The 17546-nt window shown below is 75.4% G+C and carries 13 protein-coding genes; 9 read left to right on the forward strand and 4 right to left on the reverse strand.

Annotated elements, in window-relative coordinates; genetic code table 11:
* Positions 1–58: 58 nt before the first annotated feature.
* Positions 59–2008 carry a 1-deoxy-D-xylulose-5-phosphate synthase gene (gene dxs / locus ACGFZ2_RS10235; RefSeq protein ID WP_393451999.1) on the forward strand — a complete coding sequence of 650 codons (1950 nt, stop codon included), beginning with the start codon at positions 59–61 and terminating at the stop codon, positions 2006–2008.
* Positions 2009–2222: 214 nt separating this feature from the next.
* Here dxs and ACGFZ2_RS10240 read toward each other — a convergent pair whose 3' ends face one another.
* Positions 2223–3416, reverse strand: a complete 1194-nt coding sequence (locus ACGFZ2_RS10240; RefSeq protein ID WP_393452002.1) for a hypothetical protein — start codon at positions 3414–3416, stop codon at positions 2223–2225.
* 198 nt (positions 3417–3614) lie between these two features.
* Here ACGFZ2_RS10240 and ACGFZ2_RS10245 point away from each other — a divergent pair, with 198 nt between their 5' ends.
* Positions 3615–5630 (forward strand): hypothetical protein, encoded by a 2016-nt coding sequence (locus ACGFZ2_RS10245; RefSeq protein ID WP_393452005.1) that lies wholly within the window; start codon positions 3615–3617, stop codon positions 5628–5630.
* Positions 5630–7420 (forward strand): hypothetical protein, encoded by a 1791-nt coding sequence (locus tag ACGFZ2_RS10250; protein ID WP_393452008.1) that lies wholly within the window; start codon positions 5630–5632, stop codon positions 7418–7420. Before ACGFZ2_RS10245 ends, ACGFZ2_RS10250 begins: the two co-directional genes overlap by 1 nt.
* A gap of 4 nt (positions 7421–7424) precedes the next feature.
* Here ACGFZ2_RS10250 and ACGFZ2_RS10255 read toward each other — a convergent pair whose 3' ends face one another.
* The gene (locus ACGFZ2_RS10255) at positions 7425–9272 is read right to left on the reverse strand and encodes a hypothetical protein (RefSeq protein ID WP_393265602.1); all 1848 of its coding nucleotides are present in this window, start codon (positions 9270–9272) and stop codon (positions 7425–7427) included.
* A 107-nt stretch (positions 9273–9379) separates the two neighbouring features.
* On the opposite strand from ACGFZ2_RS10255, the gene ACGFZ2_RS10260 reads away from it, so the two are divergent.
* Both ACGFZ2_RS10260 and ACGFZ2_RS10265 read left to right on the forward strand, forming a co-directional pair.
* Positions 9380–10663, forward strand: a complete 1284-nt coding sequence (locus ACGFZ2_RS10260; protein ID WP_393452011.1) for a PQQ-binding-like beta-propeller repeat protein — start codon at positions 9380–9382, stop codon at positions 10661–10663.
* Positions 10664–10682: 19 nt separating this feature from the next.
* Positions 10683–11960 (forward strand): PQQ-binding-like beta-propeller repeat protein, encoded by a 1278-nt coding sequence (locus ACGFZ2_RS10265; RefSeq protein WP_393452014.1) that lies wholly within the window; start codon positions 10683–10685, stop codon positions 11958–11960.
* Positions 11961–12030: 70 nt separating this feature from the next.
* On the opposite strand, the gene ACGFZ2_RS10270 is transcribed toward ACGFZ2_RS10265, so the two are convergent.
* Positions 12031–13326: a peptidase C39 family protein gene (locus ACGFZ2_RS10270; RefSeq protein ID WP_393452017.1), complete on the reverse strand. Its 1296-nt coding sequence runs from the start codon at positions 13324–13326 to the stop codon at positions 12031–12033.
* 150 nt (positions 13327–13476) lie between these two features.
* Between ACGFZ2_RS10270 and ACGFZ2_RS10275 the strand changes: the two genes are divergently transcribed.
* The 4 genes from ACGFZ2_RS10275 to ACGFZ2_RS10290 all read left to right on the forward strand — a co-directional run bounded on the left by ACGFZ2_RS10275 (position 13477) and on the right by ACGFZ2_RS10290 (position 16462).
* Positions 13477–14145 carry a response regulator transcription factor gene (locus ACGFZ2_RS10275; RefSeq protein WP_350711019.1) on the forward strand — a complete coding sequence of 223 codons (669 nt, stop codon included), beginning with the start codon at positions 13477–13479 and terminating at the stop codon, positions 14143–14145.
* A 174-nt stretch (positions 14146–14319) separates the two neighbouring features.
* Positions 14320–15501: a HAMP domain-containing sensor histidine kinase gene (locus tag ACGFZ2_RS10280; protein WP_350711021.1), complete on the forward strand. Its 1182-nt coding sequence runs from the start codon at positions 14320–14322 to the stop codon at positions 15499–15501.
* 167 nt (positions 15502–15668) lie between these two features.
* Positions 15669–16079 carry a VOC family protein gene (locus tag ACGFZ2_RS10285; RefSeq protein WP_393452020.1) on the forward strand — a complete coding sequence of 137 codons (411 nt, stop codon included), beginning with the start codon at positions 15669–15671 and terminating at the stop codon, positions 16077–16079.
* Positions 16076–16462, forward strand: a complete 387-nt coding sequence (locus ACGFZ2_RS10290; protein WP_393265314.1) for a VOC family protein — start codon at positions 16076–16078, stop codon at positions 16460–16462. The genes ACGFZ2_RS10285 and ACGFZ2_RS10290 overlap by 4 nt, the downstream gene beginning before the upstream one ends.
* 47 nt (positions 16463–16509) lie before the next feature.
* On the opposite strand, the gene ACGFZ2_RS10295 is transcribed toward ACGFZ2_RS10290, so the two are convergent.
* Complete coding sequence (locus ACGFZ2_RS10295; protein ID WP_393452023.1) at positions 16510–17487, reverse strand: hypothetical protein; 978 nt, start codon at positions 17485–17487, stop codon at positions 16510–16512.
* Positions 17488–17546 lie beyond the last annotated feature (59 nt).

Below are 17546 nucleotides of genomic sequence, written 5' to 3' on the forward strand. Positions count from 1 at the left end.
GGCGGCGATGATCCCGGCCAGGCTGCGGACTGTGCGGCGGCCGATAGACTCTTCCGTCATGAGTGTTGAAGAGGGCACGGTCCACCACGCCGGGCTGCTGGCCACCGTCCGGGGTCCGCAGGACGTCAAGCGGATGTCCGCCGAGGAACTGGACATCCTCGCCGCCGAGATCCGTGACTTCCTGATCGCCAAGGTCTCCCGCACCGGCGGGCACGTCGGCCCCAACCTGGGCGTGGTCGAGCTGACGCTGGCCATGCACCGCGTCTTCGACTCGCCGCGCGACCGGCTCCTGTTCGACACCGGCCACCAGGCGTACGTGCACAAGATCCTCACCGGGCGGCAGGTCGGCTTCGACAAGCTGCGCCAGCGCGGCGGCCTCTCCGGCTACCCGAGCCAGGCCGAGAGCGAGCACGACCTGGTCGAGAACTCGCACGCCTCCACCGCCCTGTCCTACGCCGACGGGCTGGCCAAGGCGTACGCCCTGCGGGGCGAGCAGCGCAGCGTCGTCGCGGTGGTCGGCGACGGCGCGCTCACCGGCGGCATGTGCTGGGAGGCGCTGAACAACATCGCGACCGCCGGCAACCCGCTCGTCATCGTGGTCAACGACAACGGCCGGTCGTACGCGCCGACCATCGGCGGGCTCGCCGACCACCTCTCCTCGCTGCGGCTCAACCCCGGCTACGAGAAGGTCCTCGACACCGTCAAGGACGCGCTCGGCTCGACGCCGCTGGTCGGCAGGCCGATGTACGAGGTGCTGCACGCGGTCAAGAAGGGCATCAAGGACGCGGTCGCCCCGCAGGCGATGTTCGAGGACCTCGGCATCAAGTACGTCGGCCCGGTCGACGGCCACGACGTGGTGGCGGTCGAGTCGGCGCTGCGCGCGGCGAAGCACTTCGGCGGCCCGGTGATCGTGCACGCCGTCACCCGCAAGGGCTACGGCTACCGCCCGGCCGAGGAGGACGAGGCGGACTGCCTGCACGGCCCGGGCGCCTTTGACGCCGAGACCGGCAAGTCGCTCGCGGGTCCCTCCGTGAAGTGGACCCACGTCTTCGCCGACGAGCTGGTCGCGATCGCCGACGAGCGGCCCGACGTGGTGGGCATCACCGCCGCGATGGCCGAGCCGACCGGCATCGCCAAGCTGGCCCGCAAGCACCCGAACCGGGTGTACGACGTGGGCATCGCCGAGCAGCACGCGGCCACCTCGGCCGCCGGCCTAGCGCTCGGCGGGCTGCACCCGGTGGTGGCGGTCTACGCGACCTTCCTCAACCGCGCCTTCGACCAGGTCCTGCTGGACGTGGCGATGCACAAGCTGCCGGTGACCTTCGTGCTGGACCGGGCCGGGATCACCGGCCCCGACGGGCCGAGCCACTACGGCATGTGGGACATGTCCGTCTTCGGGGTCGTGCCGGGCCTGCGGATCGCCGCGCCCCGCGACGCCGCCACCCTGCGCGAGGAACTGCGCGAGGCGGTGGCCGTCGACGACGGCCCGACCATCGTCCGGTTCCCGACCGGCACCGTCGCCGCCGACCTGCCAGCCGTGCGCCGGGTCGGCACCGTCGACGTGCTGGCCGAGTCGGCGCGTACGGACGTGCTGCTGGTCGCGGTCGGCTCCTTCGGGCACCTCGGCATGGAGGTGGCCGCCCGCGTCGCCGGGCAGGGCTACGGCGTCACCGTGGTCGACCCGCGCTGGGTCCGGCCGGTCCCGGCCGAGCTGGTCGAGCTGGCCGCCGGGCACCGCCTCGTGGTCACCGTCGAGGACGGCGTGCGGGTCGGCGGCGTCGGCGACGCCCTCGCCCAGGCGATGCGGGACGCCGACGTCCGGGTGCCGCTGCGCGACCTCGGCGTGCCGGCGGACTGGCACCCGCACGGCACCCGCGCGCAGATCCTCGCCGACCTCGGCCTGACCGCCCAGGACGTGGCCCGCGACGTCACCGGCTGGATCTCCCGGCTGGACGTCGAGCCGGTCGAGCCGGTCATCACCGCCGACGACGCGACCGCGCAGAACTGACGCACCGAACGCAGGCGGCGGGCGGCCCTCCCGGGCCACCCGCCGCCTGCGTGCCGCCACCCCCGGGGGGCCCGGACCTCCCCGGGCGCTCGTCCCGCCGCCGCGCCGATCTTGCACTTTCGGCCACCCTTGTGCCGCGAATGCCTTTTTGCCTGGGCAGGAAGTGCAAGATCGCCGGGGCGGGGCGGGGCGGGGCGGGGCGGGGCGGGGCGGGTCAGCGGCCGCCGAGGGAGCGGTAGTGGGTCTTCTCCGTCTCGGCCAGGCTGAACGTCTCCGAGCGGGTCGGCATCGGCACGACGACCAGGCCCGGCCGGTCCACCAGGCGCGGGGTCTCCGGCGGCGTCGACAGGGAACTGTCCCGGGTGGACCGCCAGCTCAGCACCGCCAGCGGCTGCCCCGGCACCGGCAGCGCGTACGCCTGCAGCGGGCTGGACCGGTCGGCGGGGGAGAGCACCGGCGGGCCCCCGTCGGACGGGCGGTAGACCACCGCGGTCATCGTCCCGTCCGCGGTCTCCCAGCTGAGCTGCTCCAGCTCCGCCGGCTCGCCGCCGCCGAGGGCGACCTCGCCCAGGGTGCGGACCGCCAGCTTGGACATCGGCCAGGACGACGGCGTGGAGCGCGGCGCGTCCCGGTCGCCGATGCGGCGGGGGACGCTGCCGAACGGGCCCTCCTCGCCGGCGAGCACGCAGGTGTCGAGGCCCTTGAGGGCCCGCTTGCCGGAGCCGCTCTCGTCCCGCACGAGCGGATAGCGCGGGTCGGTGGTGCCGGTGCCCAGGTCGAGCAGCCGGTCGGCGGACCGGCCCCGGGGCAGCGACTCGGTCGCCTTCAGCGTGGCGGTCACCCCGACGGCCCGGCAGGCCGGCACGTCCACCGGCTCGGTGAGGCCGTCGACGTTGCGCAGCGCGCGGCCGTCCGGCCCGAGCAGCCGCTCGACCCGGCTCGACGTCAGGTAGCGCCGGCCGGCGACGGTGTGCACGGGAAGCACGTCGGAGTAGACGAGGTAGCCGGGGTCGGTGTACTCGGCGGCGCGGGTGACCGCGTACCGGCCGCCGTCGGCGGTGACCTGGAGCAGCCAGGACGCGCTCTCGCCGGGCACGTCGGCGGCCACCAGCACCAGCGGCGCGCCGTCCACCTCACCCGACCAGAGGATCCCGGACGTGGGCAGGTGCACCCGGTCCTCGGCCGGCGACCGCCAGTCGCGGACCGCGCCGGTCACCGCCGCGGTCACGGTGGCGTCGCCCGCGAGCGCGCCGCGCGGCGGCCACACCGCCAGGTCGCCGTCGAGGCTGTCGTACCCGACCCGCAGGTCGCCCGGCTGCCGGTCGGCGACCGGACCGCAGGCCGTCGCGGTGAGCAGCAGGGTCAGCAGTGCGGTGGCCGTGATGCCGCGCCGGCGGACTGGAGCCACCTGTACGCCCCCTCGATCGCCTCAGCCGTGGTCTACGGAAAGCGCCATAGTACGAGATGTCCGATCACCCGGACGCGGCACCTCGTCCGCCGACCGGCCGCAGGTCGCGCGCGGATCGCACGGCCGGCCGACACGCGCCACAGAGGACGCTGACGTGGTTTCAGGGCGAATGTCCCGCTCGGGTAGACTCCGCCGACTGTGACGCCTGCCGAGACCCGCGCCGAATCCTCGCCGGAATCCGACGCCGCCGCGGCCTCCGCGTCCGACCCCGAAGACGCCGGTGACCGTACGTCGAACGGCGGCGCATCCGTCCCCGCCACCCGGGCCCCGGCCGAGGCCAGCGGGCCGTCGGGCGCCGCTGCCGAGGTCGACGCCGCCGGAACGCCGTCGAAGCCCGTCGCCGGCACCTCGCCCGCGGCGGACGGCGGGACCGGGACGCCGGCGGCGGACGGCGGGGCGGCCCCCGCCCGGCCGCGGCGCTGGGCCCGGCGCCGGCAGGACCTCGTGGTCTTCGGCCTGTTCCTGCTCGCCGCCGTCTGGGTGACCAGTCAGATCTGGGTGGACCCGGCCGGCCGGGTGGCCTCGCTCTACAGCAGCGACCCGGCCCAGGTGCAGTTCTTCCTCGCCCACTCGGTACGCGTGGTGCTGCACGGCGAGTTCCCGTTCTTCACCGAGCAGTTCAACTATCCCGACGGGGTCAACCTGATGGCCAACACGGCCATCCTCGCGCTGGGCATCCCGATGGTGCCGGTGACCCTGCTCTTCGGCCCGGCCGTGACGTTCGTGGTGCTGGTCACCCTCGCCCTCGCCGGTACCGCCTCGGCCTGGTACTTCGTGCTCTCCCGGCACGTCGTGCGCAGCCCGCTGGCGGCGGCGGTCGGCGGCTGGTTCTGCGGGTTCTCGCCGGCGATGCTGTCGCACGCCAACTGGCACCCCAACATCATCTCCCAGTTCCTGCTGCCGTTCATCGTCTGGCGGGTGCTGGTCATCACCCGGTCCCGGCGGCCGTGGCGCGACGGTCTGCTGCTCGCCCTGCTGGTCACCGTCCAGGCGTTCATCAACGAGGAGATCCTGCTCTTCACGGCGTTGGCCTGCGGGGTGTTCCTGCTCGCCGTGCTCGCCCAGCGTCCGGCGCTCTGGTCGGCGGCCTGGCGGCCGCTGGCGAAGGCCCTGGCGACCTGCGCCGTCGTCGCCGGGGCGCTGCTGGCGTACCCGCTCTACATCCAGTTCGCGGGGCCGATGGCGTACCACGGGCTGAGCGACGCGGTCCGCGACTACGGCAACGACATCGCCGCCTTCTTCGCCCCCGGCTCGCCGACGCTCGGCGGCAACGAGCGCGCGAACATCAACCTCGCCCCGAACTACTCCGAGGAGAACGCCTTCTTCGGCTGGAGCCTCTCCCTGATCGCCGTCGGCATCGTGGCCTGGCTGCGGCGGGAGCTGCTGGTCCGGGCGCTCGCCGTGACCGGGGTCTTCTTCGCCGTGCTCTCCCTCGGCGAGCGGGTGTCCTGGTGGGACCGCGAGCTGGTCACCGGGCCGTGGGAGTGGCTGGTCCGGCTGCCGCTGCTCGACGCGGTGGTGCCGACCCGGTTCGGCCTCATCACCGGCGTGGTGATCGGCATCCTGCTGGCGCTGGCCGTCGAGCGCTCCCGGACGCTGCCGGTCGAGCCACGGACGCTGCGTACGCTCACCGTCGCCGGGCTCGTCCTCGCGCTGCTGCCGATCGCGCCGATGCCGCTGAAGGTCACCTCGCGCCCGCCGGTGCCGGACTTCATCACCGCCGACCGGTGGCGCGGCTACGTCGGTCCGGACCAGACCCTGGTGCCGATCCCGGTACCGAACATGGGCTACACCCACGGGATGCGCTGGGCCGCGTCCACCAACCTCGACTTCAAGATCCCCGGCGGCTACTTCCTGGCCCCGCGCAACGGCAACACCGGCGACCCCGGCCGCTTCGGTGGCCGGCCCAGCGGTGTGGGGCAGTTGCTGGAGGAGGTCGCGTCGACCGGCCGTACGCCCGAACTGGACGACCGGCAGCGCCGCCGGTCCCTCGACGAGCTGCGGCACTGGCGGGCGGCCATCCTGGTGCTCCCGGTCGACCAGCACCACGCCGAGCCGCTGCGGCGCACCGTCGAGCAACTGGTCGGCCCCGGCCGCCGGGAGCTGGACGTCTGGGTGTGGGACGTCCGGGCGCTGACCGACCAGCCGGCCTGATGGCCGCCCCGACGGCGACCGGCACCGTCGACGCGGCACCAGCCCGGCGCCCGCGCCGGCTGCCGGCCCGCGCCGCCGACGCGCTGGTCGTGGCCGGCTACCTGGCCCTGGCGGTGCTGCTGACCGTCGGCCAGTGGGGGCGGCCGGGGCGGCTGTTCCACCAGGCGGGGGACCAGATCCTCTTCGAGTGGATGCTGGCCCGCGCGGCCCGGGCCGTGACCGGCCTGGAGAATCCGCTGTACAGCTCGGCGCTGAACGCGCCGGACGGCGTGAACCTGATGGCCAACACCTCGGTGCTCGGCCTGGGCGTGCCGCTGACCCCGGTCACCCTGCTGTTCGGCTCGCAGGCGGCGTTCCTGGTGGCGGTGGTCGGCTGCCTCGCCGGCACCGCGACCGCCTGGTACGTCCTGCTGCGCCGCCGGCTGGTCGACTCCCGGGTGGCCGCGGCCGTCGGCGGCCTGTTCTGCGGCTTCGCCCCGGGCATGGTCGCGCAGGCCGGGGCGCACCTGCACATGGCCGCGCAGTTCCTGGTGCCGGCGATCCTGGCGCTGGTGTTCCACCCCGACCCGCGCCGGTCGGTGCGGCACGGGGCGCTGCTGGGGCTGCTGGTGGCGTACCAGGTCTTCCTCGGCGAGGAGGTGCTGGTCTTCCTGGTGCTGGCGGCCGGGACGTTCGCGCTCGCGTACGCGGCGGCCGACCGGTCGGCCGCCCGCCGGCTGGCGCCCGCGCTGCTCGTGCGGCTGGGGATCGGCGTGGCGGTCTCGCTGCCGCTGCTGGCGTACCCGCTGTGGTTCCAGTTCTTCGGCCCGGGCCACTACCGGGGAATGCCCTTCCACGCGTACGGCTACCAGCTCGACGCCGCGTCGTTCACCGCCTCCGCCCGGCAGACCGTGTTCGGCGACGACCATCTGCCGGGCCTGCTCGCGCCGAACCCGACCGAGGAGAACTCCTTCTTCGGGCCGGGGCTGCTGGTGCTCGCCGTGGTGATCGTGATCTGGCTGTGGCGCCGGCCGTCGGTCCGCGCGCTGGCCGTCTGCGGGGTGCTGTTCGCGCTGCTCTCCCTCGGCGCGCAGGTGCGCCTGGGCGGCACGGCCACCGGCATCCCGGGCCCGTACCGGCTGGTCGCGGAGCTGCCGCTGCTCGACCTCGCGGTGCCGGCGCGCTTCCCGCTGGTCTGCATCCCGGTGCTGGGCATCCTGCTCGCCCTCTCCCTGGACCGCCTCCGCGCCGCGGCGGGGGCCGAACCACGGGCGGGCGGGGTGCCGGTGCGGCTGCTCTGGGGCGGGGCGGTGGCCGCCGCGCTGCTGCCGCTGTTCCCCACCCCGATCCGGACCGTGCCGGCCTGGCCGGTGCCGGCCTTCGTGGCCGAGGGCGGCTGGCGCGCGTACGTCCCGCCGGGCCGGACCGTGGTGCCGGTGCCGCCGGTGACCGGCGCCGGGGTCAGCCCGGCGATGCTCTGGTCGGCCCGCACCGGGCTGGCCTTCCCGACGCCGGGCGGCTACTTCATCGGCCCCCGGGCCGCCGACGACCCGGCCGCCCGCTGGGGCGCGCCGGATCGTCCCACGGCCGTGCTGCTGCGCCGGGCGGCGGAGACCGGCGAGGTGCCGGCGGTCACCGACGCCGACCGCCGGCGCGCGGTGGAGGACCTGCGCCACTGGCGTGCCGCCGTGGTGGTCCAGGGTGGACTGCACCACGGCGACCCGGTCCGGCGTACGGTCGAGGCGCTCCTCGGCCCCGGCCGCGAGGTCGCGGGCGCCTACGTCTGGGACGTGCGCCCGTTGGTGGGGTGACTGGTCAGCCGACCAGGGGACGGACGTCCCACAGCCAGACGTCGTCGACGCGCTGCGGCGGGCCGATCAGCGCGGTCATCAGCTCCCGGAGGACCGCCTCGCGCGGATGCGCGCCGAGGACGACCACGGACGCCTTCCAGAACCGCAGGTCCTCGACCACCTGGCGGCGGTTCTCGTCGGTGAGCGGGGGCACCTCGCCGGAGTCCATCGTGGCGTAGACCAGGGTGCTGGTCGGCCGGTTCGGCGCGCCGAAGACGCCCTCGCCCAGCTCGTTCGGCCCGATGAAGTAGCCGCCGGGGATGGGGAACGCGTGCTGCGTCAGGGCGCTCCAGCGCAGCGTGGGCAGGCCGTGCACGTTGCTCGGGATCGGCACCGGCACCAGGGTCCGGCCCGCCGGCACGTACGGGCGCCAGCCGCCGGCGGTGATGAAGTGCGGCGGGGGCTCGACGGGCTGTGCCGGCAGCGGGCGGGGGACGAGCGGCAGCACGGCGAGCGCGACGGCCGCGTACCCGACCGGCCGGAGCCAGCGGCGGCGCGGCCCGGCGCCACCGGCGGTGTCGTCGCCGGAGCGCGGCGCGGGGACCGACGAACGGCCGGCCCCGGCCACCGCGTCCCAGGCCAGGGCGAGCAGCACGCCGACCGCCGCCCCCACCACCAGGGCCAGCCGGGTCGGCATCATCATCTCGACCAGCGGCAGGTCGTCGGGGATGTACGACCACGGGCCGTCCGTCTCGGTCTCCACCCCGTTCAGGCGCACCTTCGGGCCGATCGAGGCCACGGTGAAGACCACCACCAGCACCGCCACGATCCGGGCCGCGAGCGAGCGGCGCACCAGCAGCACCAGCGCCACCAGCGACAGCAGCACCAGCGGCCAGCCGAACCAGGTGTTCTGCTCGGTCAGCCCGATGGTCTTCTCCACCGCCTCGTCCCCGGCGACGGTGTCCCGGGCGAAGGTGACGAAGGCCGCCAGGTCCTCGCCCCAGTTGTGGAACACCCCACCCTGCAGGCCCCGGTAGGACTGCGGGCCGTTGAACTGGAACCAGATCGGGTAGGCCGTCAGCAGCAGGGCCAACCCGCCGCCCACGCCGAGCGCGGCGGCGAAGGTGCCGGCCACCGCCCGCGTCCGCGCCGGCCGCAGCACGGCGTACGCGACCACGGCGACCAGGCAGGCCAGCGCGGTCAGCAGCAGCATCTCCTCGTTGATGAAGATCTGGTACGCCACCAGCAGCCCGAGCACGACGCCGTTGCGCCGCCACCGGCCGGGCTCGCCCAGCCGGAACACCCGCAGCACGATGAGCGGCAGCAGGAAGTTCGAGACGAAGTTGGGCTGACCGTTGGCGTGGTGCACGATGCCGGGCGCGAAACCGAGGAACGCGCCGCCGACGAAGGCCGCCGCCCGGGAGCGCACCAGGTGCCGCGACAGCACCCAGTACGACGTGCCGGCCGTCGCGGCCAGCGCGGCGCCCAGGTAGAGCGCGTACATGACCTGCGGGCCGAGGAGCATGGTCAGCGGCGCCAGCGGCAGCGTCACCCCGAGCAGCGAGGTGTTCGCCATCATGTTCACCCCGTCCGGGGCGTTCTGGCGGGCGGTGAACAGCGGGTTCTCCAGGTGCCGCAACGAGTACGCGCCGTGCGAGAAGAGCCACTCGAACCAACTGTGGTCGGTGGGCAGGTGCGACGACACCCGGTTCTGCACGTCCACCCAGTAGTTCAGGCACACGAGAACGCCGAGCAGGACATAGGCTCCGATGGCCAGTACGTCGGCGCGGGCCGGCCTCCGCCGGGGCCGCCGCGACGGCTCGGCCGCGACGGGCGCGGAGACGGAGTTCAGCGAGGGGTCTACCACCGGCACAGCCACGACGCGCCATCGTACAGGCGCGGATGCGTCGCTTTTGCCGGGCCGGTGCCTCCCCGGCCGGTTTGCCGGCCGGCGCGGGGGTGTGACGGGGAGGACGGCGCGTGACGGTCATCGACCTCGGTGAGCGGCGGGAGGTCCCGCCGCCGGCCGGCCCCGGGCCGGGTCGGGCGGTCCGCCGCTGGGCACCCGCCCTCGTCGCCCTGCTCTGTCTGGCCGTGTTGACCGCCGCCGCGCCCCAGGCCGCGCACCCGCCCGGTGCCGTCGTCCCGGCCCGCCCGGACGCCGACGTCGTCGTCGCGGGCGACCTGCTGTTGGTGGTGGACCGCACCGGGCCCGGCGTGGCGCCCGGCCCCGGCCCGGCGCCCCGGGTGGCCGCTCATCAGCTGCCCTCGGGCCGTCCACTGTGGCACCTTCCGCTGACCGGGCCGGTGAGTCCCTTCCCCGTCGTGCGCGTCGGCGACGTGGTGGTGCTCGGCATGCCGGAGGAGCCGGCGGGGCCGCAGGTCGTCGGGCTCGCCGCCGCCGACGGCGCGGTGCGCTGGCGCGTCGACGGGCGGTTGGACGGCGCCACGCCGGCCGGAAACCTGCTCGTGTGGGGGACCGCCGGCACCCGGCCGGGGGCGCCGGTGCTGCGGTCGGTCGACGCCGCCAGCGGTGCGGTCCGCTGGACGCGGCGGCTGCCCCCGGGGGCCCTGCACTGGTCGACCCGGGACGGCCGGGTGACGCTGCTGACGGTGCTCGACGGCGGGCGGCTGGAGCTGCGCGACCCGGACTCGGGCGACGTCCTGCACGCGGCGGCCCTGCCCGCCGCGGCCGGGCCGCCCGAGGTGCTCGGGGTCACCGACGACGTGGTCCTGGTGTCCGAGGGGCCCGCTGTGCTGTCCGCCTACGACACCGCCGCCCTGCGCCGACGGTGGAGCGTGCCGCGCGGCCCGTCCGCCCGGCCGTACGCCTTCGGTTGCGGCGTGGTGATCTGCGTCGGGGACGGCGGGCGCTTGCGGCTGCTCGACCCCGCCACCGGCAGCGCCCGCTGGCGCGCCGACGACTGGCCGCTGCTGACTCCCGTGGGCGATCGGCTGCTGGCGGCTGGCTATCCGCGCGGCGGTGCGGCGGAACACGTGCTGCTCGACGCGGCGACCGGTCGCCCGGTGCGGGAGCTGGGCCGCTGGCAGTTGGGTGACCTGGCGCCGTGGGAGGACCCCGCGGTCCTGCACCGTCGGCAGCGGGACGGGCGGGTCCTGGTCGCCCGGCTCGACGAGCGGGGGGACGGCATCCGGGTGCTGGCGGCCCTGCACGGTGTGGTCGGGGCGTGCGGCGCGTACGGGTCGCTCGTCCTCTGCCGCCGGGAGGGCGGCGCGTACGGGGTCTGGGAGCTGCCCGGATGACCGGCGGGGAGGGGCGGGCATGACCCTGATCGACCTCGGCGAGCTGCGCGACGGGCCGGACGGCGAGGCGCCGCTGCCCCGCCCGCCCCGCGCCGTCGGCCGGCCGCTGCGGGTGGCACTGGTGCTCGCGCTGCTCGTGGCGACCCTGGCCGGCGCCGCGCCGACACCGGAGCGGGTCTCGGTCGTCGTGCCGGCCCGCGTCGGGTCCGAGGCGTTCCTCGACGGCGACCGGTTCTACGTGGTCGAACCGGCCGAGGGGGAGCCCGGGGGGACCGTCGAGGTGCGCGCCTACGCCCTGCCCGCCCGGACCCCCGCCGACGGGCGGGCACCGGCTCCCCTTTGGCGCGCCCGCCTCCTCGCGCCTGGCCGGTTCTGGCAGGTGCAGACCGGGCCCGGGGTGGTGCTGTTCTCGGTCACCGGGGACCAGAGCCTCGGCCAGACGATCGCCCTCGACCCCGCCACCGGCCGGGAGCGCTGGCGGCAGGCCGGCTACCACTGGGCGGACGTCGCCGGGACGCTGCTGATGCAGGACGCCGCCGCCCTGCGGTCCGTGGACCCGGCCTCCGGGCGGGCGCTCTGGTCGGTGCCGACGCCGCCCGAGGGGGTGCGCTTCGGCGTCCGCGACGGGCTGGTCGAGCGGTTCGTGCTGGTCACGGCCGACGGGCGGGCGGAGGTGCGCGACCCCCGCTCGGGCGACCTGCTGCACGCGGCGGACCTGCGCCTCGACGGGCAGCCCTCGTTCGGTCAGCCGACGGTCATCGACGACCTGTTGCTGGTCGCTCGGGCCGGCGTGGTGACCGCGTACGGGCTGGACGGGCTGCGACCGCGGTGGGCGGCGCGCGTGCCGCTGGTCGAGCACGTCGTCGACTGCGGCGAGTTGCTCTGCGCCGCCGGGCAGACCGGGGGCTTCCGTGCGCTCGACCCGGCCACCGGCGCACTCCGCTGGACCGCGGAGGGGTGGCTGGGGGTGCTGTCCGGCCGCGAGGGGCGGCTCCTGGCGCTCGCGCCGGGGTCGACCGGGGAGCGGTTCAGCGTGCTCGACGCGGCGACCGGTCGGCAGGTCGCCGACCTGGGCACGTGGCAGCTGATGCCGTGGCAGGACGGCGACCGGCTCCTCGCCGTGCGGCCGGCCGCATCCGGCGGCGGACTGGTGGTCGGCGAGTTGGACGTCGTGGCCGGCCGGTCCCGGGTTGTCGACCTGCTCAGGGACGCCTCCGGGGACTGCCGGGGCGGCACGGAGGCCGTGTTGTGCCGGCTGCGCACCGGCGAGTACGGCGTCTGGCGGTTCGAGGGCTGAGCCCGGGCACGCCGGATGGTCGTCCGGCCCGCGCCGCCGGGTTACCCGTCGGGCTGCTCCGGGTGCCGGGTCACCAGTTGGGCTGCTCCGGCGCCGGGGGCAGCGGCACGCCGGGCGGCCGGAGCACATACGCCACCCCGCCGCTGCCGGCCTGCCAGGCGGCCTCGAACCGGTCCCGGTCGACGGTCCGGCGCACCGCGTCGTCGTCCGGGGCGTACGGGTCGTTGAGCACCGGCGCGCCGGTGTCGGTGAAGCCCACCAGCACCAACAGGTGCCCGGCGGTGTCGTAGTCCAGGCCGGGCACCTGGCCGGCGGTGAACGCGGCGGAGACGATCAGCGGGATGCCGGCCGCCACGAACGCCTCCGCCTCGGCCAGCGAGCGCAGCCGGGTGACGAAGGCGTCTACCCCGTGCAGCCCGGCGTACGCGGTGTTGAAGGGCCAGTTGCCGGCCCCGGCGTAGGCGTGGTCGTAGCAGTGCCGGGCGGCGTGCACCACCACCGGGCGGGGGCCGGCCGGGGCCACCCAGGCGTACCGGTCCGGGGCGGGGGCGGCGTCCCAGAAGGCGAGCACCATCGACGTGCAGGTGGGGCTGCACCAGGAGTCCCCGCCGCCGCCCCACTGCGGGTGCGCGCCGGCGTGCAGCCGCTGCGAGTAGCGCGGCACGTCCAGCACGGTGCCCCAGGCGGCCGGCGTCGTCCGGGCGGCACCGGGTGCGGCGGCCGGGGCCGCGGCGACTCCGGCGGGCCGGGCTTCCGCGCCGGGCGGGGCCGCCACGGATGGTGGACCCTCGGCCGCCGGCCGGGTCGCCGCGGCCTCCGCGCGCGGTGCGGAGGCGACGGCCCCGACCGTACGCAGCACCGGCGTGGTGCCGGCGTCGGCGTCCGCCGGCCGGAGCAGGGTCACCCGGGCCTGCCAGCCGGTGACCGTCGCGCCCGTGACGAGCAGGGTGTCCGTGTCCACCCGGGCGTCGGCGTCGCGCTGCCCGGGCACGGAGGTGCGGCGGAACGCCTCGTCGTCGGCGGCCCAGTCGGCGAGGACGTACCAGCCGGTGGACGGGGCGTCGTCGTGCCAGCCGCGCAGCTCCACCCGCAGCCAGCAGCCGCCCGGCGTCTGCCCGGTCCACGAGGGCACCACGTCGCGGACGGCGAAGCCGGCCGGCACGGGCGGCGAGGTCCAGCTGCCCGCGGCGTACCGGCGGGTGCGGCCGTCGGCGTCGGTGTGGTCGATCCGGTCGACCGGGTCGGCCAGTTCGAGCCCCGCGGGGACGGCGCGCAGCCCGGCCAGGACGCCCCGGTCCGCGTCGTCCGGCAGACGGAAGCCCCGGTAGGCGACGTCCCGCCCGGCCGTCGGCGCCGCGTCGGTCATGCGTCTCCCCGTCCGTCGCGAAGGTTGGTGCCGAAAAGCATCGCGTACGACGAAGGTTTTCTGCAACGGTGGCCGGCCCGGACGGCGGGTGCGGCCCGGGTTGGCGGCCCGCACTAGGTTGTCGGGTGGTCAGGGCGCGAGGAGGCCGGGATGCGGGTACTGGTGGTCGAGGACGAGCGCAACCTCGCCGACGCGATCGTGCGGGGGCTGCGCAAGCGGGGCATGGCGGTGGACGTCGCCTACGACGGTGACAGCGGCCACGAGATGGCGTTCGTCACCCGCTACGACGTGGTGGTGCTGGACCGGGACCTGCCCGGCGTGCACGGCGACCAGATCTGCGCGGACCTGGCGGCCTCCGGCGCGCTCACCCGCGTGTTGATGCTGACCGCCAGCGGCACCGTCGCCGACCGCGTCGAGGGGTTGCAGCTCGGCGCCGACGACTACCTGCCCAAGCCGTTCGCCTTCGACGAGTTGGTCGCCCGGGTGCAGGCGCTCGGCCGGCGGGCCACCCCGGCCGCGCCGCCGGTGCTGGAACTCGCCGATCTGGTGCTCGACCCGGCCCGCCGGGTCGCCACCCGGGGCGGGCAGCCGGTCGACCTGACCAACAAGGAGTTCGGCGTGCTCTGCGAGCTGCTCAAGGCGCGCGGCGCGGTGGTCTCCAGCGAGGAGCTGCTGGAGCGGGTCTGGGACGCCAACACCGACCCGTTCACCACCATCGTCCGGGTCACCGTGATGACGCTGCGCAAGAAGCTGGGCGACCCCCCGCTGATCGAGACGGTGGTCGGCGCCGGCTACCGCACGGCGGAGGTGGCACGGTGAGCGCGAGGAGTGAGCCGGTTTTGCGAGCCCCGCAGTCGCGAACGAAGGTGGCACGGTGAGCGCGAGGAGTGAGCCGGTTTTGCGAGCCCCGCAGTCGCGAACGAAGGTGGCACGGTGAGCGCGAGGAGTGAGCCGGTTCTGCGAGCCCCGCGGTCCAAACCGAAGGACCCGGCCGTGCGGAGGCGCCTGCGGCCCACCCTGCGGCTGCGGCTGACCCTGCTCAACGGCGTGCTGCTGGTCGGCGCCGGGGCGATCCTGGTGCTGCTGGCCTGGCTGCTGGTCCGCGACGCGCTGCGCCCGACCGACGAGTTGCTCCCCGGCACGACCGTGGTGCTGGCCGACGGGCGGTCGCTGGACGCCGCGCAGTGGCAGCGGCAACTGGTCGACGCCGCCAGCACGGAGCTGCTGGTCAAGGGCCTGGTGGCGCTGCTGGCGATCAGCGTCGTCGGAGTGGCCGGGGCGTACGCGGTGGCCGGGCGGGCGCTGCGCCCGCTGCACCAGGTCACCGCCACCGCCCGGCGGCTCGGCGAAACCACCCTGGACCAGCGGATCGGCTACTCCGGCGCCGACGACGAGGTGGCCGAGCTGGCGAAGACGTTCGACGCGATGCTGGACCGGATCGCCGCCGCGTTCGAGGCGCAGAAGCGCTTCGTCGCCAACGCCTCGCACGAGCTGCGCACCCCCCTCGCCGTGATGCGTACCGAGATCGACGTGACGCTCAGCGACGACGAGGCGGACGCCGCCGAGTACCGCCGGATGGCCACGGTCGTGCGGGACGCCTCCGAGCGGGCCAACGGGCTGGTCGACGCCCTGCTGGTGCTGGCCCGCAGCGAGGCCCAGGCGGGCCGCCGGCTCGGCCGCCGCACCGAGTGCGACCTCGCCGCCGGCACCGCCAACGCCCTGTCGGCCGTACGCCGGGAGGTGGAGCGGATCGGGTTGCGGGTGCAGACGTCGCTGGAGTCCGCGCCGGTGGTCGGCGATCCGGGGCTGCTGGACCGGTTGGCCGGCAACCTGATCGAGAATGCGGTGCGTTACAACCACCTGCACGGCCGGCTCTGGGTGCGTACGGGCTCGGACGGGTGCCGGTCCTGGCTGGTGGTGGGCAACACTGGCTTCGAGGTGGACCAGGCCGACGTGCCGGGCCTGTTCGAGCCGTTTCGGCGCGGCGGCCGGGAGCGCACCGGCGCGCGCGGCTCGGGCCTCGGGCTCTCCATCGTCCGGGCGGTCTGCGACGCGCACGGCGGCACGGTCAGGGTGATCGCCCAGCCCGGCGGCGGGCTGGAGGTCACGGTGACCCTGCCGGCGGCGGAGGCCGCCCCGGCGGTGACCGCCGAGGAACCGGCCGCCGGGCGGTGACGCGGCACCGGGGGTTGCGGGTCGGGCCGGCCCGATGGAAGGATCATGGCGTCAGCCCGACATCCGGAGGGGGGTGCGTCGAATGTTCACCGTCATGATCTCCGCGCCCCGTCTCGCCGGCTGACCCTCACGCACGCGGGGCGCCTCCATCCGTAGCGGAGGAACCCGTGTATCCACGGATCCACAACATCAGTTTCGATTGTCACGACACCTACGCCCTGTCCGGCTTCTGGTCGGCGGTGCTCGGCTACGCCCGGCACGCCGACGACGCACCGGGCGACCCGGAGGCGGTCCTGCTGCCACCGGGCGGCGACACCACCCCGAGCGTGTTCTTCCAGCAGGTGCCCGAGGTCAAGACGGTCAAGAACCGGGTGCACGTCTGCCTGCAACCGGCCGGTCGGACCCGCGACCAGGAGGTCGAGCGGGTGCTCGGGCTCGGCGCGGTCCTGGTGGACGACCAGCGGCGCGCCGACGGTACGGGCTGGGTGGTGCTCGCCGACCCGGAGGGCAACGAGTTCTGCGTCCTGCGCGGGGCGGCGGAGCGGGCGGGTGCGTCCACCGAGGAGGAAAACCAGTGAGCGCGACCATCCACAACATCGGCATCGACTGCCGCGACACGTATGCCCTGGCCGGCTTCTGGGCGCAGGTCTTCGACTGCCCCCGGCAGCCGGACGACTTCCCCGGTGACCCGGAGGCCATGCTGCTGCCCCCGGGGGGCCCGGAGGTGCTCTTCCTGGCCGTGCCCGAGGGCAAGACGGTGAAGAACCGCCTGCACCTCGACCTGGAGCCCGCGGACCGGACCCGGGACGAGGAGGTCGCGCGGCTGTTGGCCATCGGCGCCACCCACGTCTCCGACAACATCCGCCCGGACGGTTCGGGCTGGGTGGTGCTCGCCGACCCGGAGGGCAACGAGTTCTGCGTGCTGCGCAGCGCCGCCGAGCGGGCGGCCACGGCGGGCTGACGCGACAGGGCCCGTCACCGGTGGTGACGGGCCCCTGCCTGCTCGGGTCAGTACTTCTGCTCGATCTGGCCGCGGATCTCGACGAACTCCGCCGCCGCGGCGGCCGAGGACGAGAAGAACATCACGATGATCCCGACGCTGCCGTGGTCGGCCCACGCGCAGACGCCCAGCGGCACGTCGGCGGACTCGCCGTCGCCGCACCTGGCCTCGCCGCCGTTCGGGCCCGGGGCGATGCTGGTCAGCCTCTTGACCGCCAGCTCCTTGGAGATCCCCTTGACCGCGTCGTCGAGTTCACGCTCGGGGTTGAGCACGAAGGTGGAGGCCGCGACCACCATGACCATGTCGCGCTCGTCGGCGCTGCCGTAGAAGGCGCCGGCCACGCCCGTCGCCTGGGGCACCGAGGACTTCAGTTCCCGCACCATGTCGTCGGCCAACTTCTTCAGCGTCGGCTCGGTGCTCTGCGGGCGGCCCGCGAGGGTCTCCGGCGTGACGACCCGGATCCGGGGGGTGGAACTGGTCTCCGGGGACGGGGTGGCCTCCGACGACGGCGCGGCGCTCGGCGTGGCGCTCGACGCCGGGGTCGCCGTCGCCGTCGGCGTCGGGCTCACGACCGGGGTGTCGTTGTCGGAGAGGGCGACGTAGCCCACGGCGCCCCCGCCGAGGCAGAGCACCAGCAGCCCGACGATGCCCAGGGTCAGGACCAGGTTGAGGTGCGACCGCGCGGGCCCGCCAACCGGCTGGGGCGCGCCGGCGTACTGCGGCGGGTAGCCGGCGTACGGGGCGGGTGGGAAGCCCTCCTGCGGCGTGACGGGATATCCGCCGTACGGCTGGGTGGGGTACGGGGCCGCGGGGGAGCCGGAGGCCGGCGCGGCGGACCAGCCGCCGTGGTGCGGCGGCTGCCCGCCCGACGGCGGCCAGCCCTCCGCCGGCGGCACGGGGTAGCTGTCCGGCTGCGGCGGGTGGAAGTCGTAGTGGGTGTCGTGCTCGTGCTGCCCGGACCAGGGATCGACCGGCGGTGAGGACATGGATCAGCTCCAGGCGACGTTGCGAACGCGTGATGGTAGCCAGCCACAACTGCGTCCCG

It is taken from the genome of Micromonospora sp. NPDC048063, from assembly GCF_043202855.1.
Lineage (GTDB): Bacteria > Actinomycetota > Actinomycetes > Mycobacteriales > Micromonosporaceae > Micromonospora.